Source organism: Finegoldia magna (genome assembly GCF_018371055.1).
Classification (GTDB): domain Bacteria; phylum Bacillota; class Clostridia; order Tissierellales; family Peptoniphilaceae; genus Finegoldia; species Finegoldia magna_I.
In genome coordinates, this window is sequence record NZ_JAGYZD010000227.1 from 1 (window position 1) to 2676 (window position 2676).

Annotated in this window: 3 protein-coding genes; 1 reads left to right on the forward strand and 2 read right to left on the reverse strand. The window is 33.0% G+C overall.

What is annotated here, in order from left to right; translation table 11 throughout:
• Positions 1-1702: ATP-dependent DNA helicase (locus KHW44_RS08335; protein ID WP_304068345.1), on the reverse strand; the 1702-nt coding region annotated here is incomplete at its 3' end.
• On the reverse strand, positions 1699-2169 hold the full coding sequence (locus KHW44_RS08340; RefSeq protein ID WP_304068348.1) for an acyl-CoA thioesterase: 471 nt from the start codon (positions 2167-2169) through the stop codon (positions 1699-1701). The genes KHW44_RS08335 and KHW44_RS08340, both read right to left, overlap by 4 nt.
• A 145-nt stretch (positions 2170-2314) precedes the next feature.
• Between KHW44_RS08340 and KHW44_RS08345 the strand changes: the two genes are divergently transcribed.
• Positions 2315-2676, forward strand: a 362-nt coding sequence (locus KHW44_RS08345; RefSeq protein WP_304068351.1) for a DNA-binding protein, incomplete at its 3' end; no start/stop codon positions are given.

Genomic DNA, 2676 nt, shown 5'->3' on the forward strand with positions numbered 1-2676 from the left:
GATTTACTTTCAAATTCTCTTTTGGGAAAGGAGATTCCAATCTTATGTTGTAGAATTTTTCCAAGCCCAATACATCTGCAAAGTAGGTCATAGGAGACAGTGTCGCTGAGAAAAATACGTTTGATTTGCATTTTTTCAAAAGATTTTTAAAAATATTGTGAGTGTTCAAGCACATGATGTTGTAAATAACATCATCGTTTTCTGATTTTATCAAAGTGACGAAAGAATCATCGTAAAAATCAGAAATTTTCAAAAATTTATTGATTTCAAAATACACATCCAATACTTTGTCGTAGTATGGTTTGTCCTTTTCTTCGACCAAAAATTTCGTCATGGATTCTTTGCAACGTACACAATAATCAATCAAATCTACTGACAAATCCTTGTATGTGTTGACTGGTTTTCCCAAAGATTCATCTTTGATTTGTTTGGCGATTTTCTTCAAATTGCGTTTGATTTTGAGTTCTTTTTTATCATCTAAAAGCTCATCACAACAGTCCATAAGTTGGTTGAAACTCAACGAATACGAGTACATATCACGCCCACGATTCACCAAGTTATGAGCCTCATCAACCAAAAGCGACATTCTCAAATATGGAACTTCGAAAAATCTTTTTAGATATACTACCGGATCAAAAACGTAATTGTAATCACAAATCACAATGTCACAGAAATTGGACAAATCCAGCTCCAATTCCAACGGACAAACTCTGTATTTGAATGCATATTTTTTGATGATTTCTTCCACTATAATATCTTCGTTTTCAAGCATATCGAGAATGCATTTGTTCACCCTGTCGTAGTGACCTTTTGCAAATTCGCAATCATTTGGATTGCATTTGACTTCATTATTGATACAGACCTTGTTCTTTGCGATTATCTCAACTGATTTTATTATTAGACCTTTTTGTTTCATTAAATACAATTGGTCGTTGCAGGCTTTTTTCAGAGTGGACTTTGCAGTCAAATAAAAAATCTTGTCCGTCAAATCTTCTCCCATAGCTTTAATTGAAGGAAAAAGCGTGGAGATAGTCTTGCCGATTCCTGTTGCAGCTTCCACCATCAAATCTACACCCTGTTTGGTTGCAGAATACACGTTTTGGCTCAAATACTTCTGACCAGCTCTAAATGCAGGATATGGAAATGATAAGTTCTGAATGGATTCATCACGATCTTTTATGTGTTGTGTGATTAATTCTGTGAACACGGAATATTTTTCTAACAATGAAAAATAAAATTCTTTTAATTCTTCAAAAGTAAAATTTTGCCTGATAAATTTTATTTTCTTGGTATCAGTTTGATAATAAGTTAGCTGCAAATCAATATCTTCCAAGTCGTTGTCCAAAGCATAAAAATACCCGTAGCATTTTACTTGTGCCCAGTGATATTTGTTGGAATTGTATTCCAATTCTTCCAAATCACGCGTAGTCGATTTTATTTCATCTATTAAAGTTTTACCATTTTTAATTCCTATTCCGTCAGCTCTACCTTCCACGATGTAATTTACCGATTTGTAGAGGGTAGTGTTTTTGAGAGTAACTTCTGGCAGAAATCCAATATCGTATTCTTTTTGAATCATTTTATGGATTTTCTGGCCTTCTTTTGCTCTGTCGAACACATTTCTGAATCTATCGTCTATATCGCCGCTTCGTTCAGTGTATTCAACCAAATCTCTGACAGAAAGTTTGATTTCTTTTTTCATAGCTTATAATTTTGTTGAAGCAAGTTTACTTCCTTGTAAATTTTCCTTCTTTCAATCGCCAAATCGCGATACATTTTATCCTCATCTGTTACATATTCTATTTTTTCATTTACAATTTCAGATTCTCCGTCTTCATTCACACTTACCATTGTGAAATATCCTGAAGCTTTTATGATATCTGTGCCTTCAACTTTTGCACGAACGAAACATTCCATGCTAGTTTTTCCAACGGAATCTATAATCGCTGTGATTTTTATAATTTCTCCCAATTTTGTTGGAGCGTTGAATGTCAAATTATTTACGGCTTTTGTCAATGTTTTATTGGAACAAAATCTTCTCGTGCACACACCGGCGATTGTGTCCATCATTTTGAATAATTCTCCTCCGTGGAGAAGTCCGTAAAAATTCCCCATATCTCCATTTGCTCTGAATTTTACAATTGTTTTTGTATCTTGTTTTGTTTTCATAATATCCACCTTTTAATTGCTACTTCTATTATAGTATAAAATTTTATTTTCGGAAAAATGAAATCAATCGCAAGTTTTTAAAATTGAAACAAAAAGAAATTAAATGTATAATTAGATTGTATGAACTTTACAGGAGGTTAATGATTTGAAATATAGAGAATATTATGATAATGTTTTAGTCCGAATTGAAAAGGGCGAAGACGTTGTAGAAAAATTATTCGAATTAGTTGAAAAGCTTCAGCTAAAAAATGGTTCTATTTCAGGAATTGGCGCCAGCGATAATATAACTGTGGGATTATATAGTGTCGAAAAACAAGAATACACTAAGAAAAATTTCACAGGAGAAATGGAAATCACGAGCATCCTTGGAAATATCTCTACTATGAATGACAAACCTTATTTGCACATGCACATTACATTTGCAGATGAGAATTTGAATGTTCACGGCGGACATTTGAACGAGGCTATCATATCAGCAACTTGTGAAATCATAATTAATAAAATAGA